Origin of the sequence: Pseudomonas sp. SIMBA_068, assembly GCF_046534705.1 — a bacterium.
GTDB classification, from domain to species: domain Bacteria; phylum Pseudomonadota; class Gammaproteobacteria; order Pseudomonadales; family Pseudomonadaceae; genus Aquipseudomonas; species Aquipseudomonas putida.
Genome location: NZ_JAWRYI010000283.1, coordinates 1 through 297, shown reverse-complemented (window position 1 = coordinate 297; position 297 = coordinate 1). Strand labels below are relative to the sequence as shown.

Genomic DNA, 297 nt, shown 5'->3' with positions numbered 1-297 from the left:
CGGTTATCCGACGCTGATACATCGCCTGACCTATTCGCGTACCAACCACCGCAACTTCCATGTGCGCGGCTTCAATGAAGAGGGAACCACCACTACGCCATTTGATATGACGGTGCTGAACGAGCTTGACCGCTATCATCTGGCGCAGGAGGCGATTCTGCGCGTGCCGGGCCTGGCCGATGCGCATCCTGAGCTGCTGGACGATCTGCAGGAGCGCATCGCTGAGCATCATCGCTATGTGCGTGAACACGGTGAAGATGTGCCGGAGGTGCAGAACTGGAAATGGCCGTCGGCCAC

The 297-nt window shown here is 58.9% G+C and carries 1 pseudogene; it reads left to right on the top strand.

Features of this window, described 5'->3' with window-relative positions:
- Positions 1-297: pseudogene (locus SB756_RS29200) on the top strand (phosphoketolase); the annotation flags it as partial.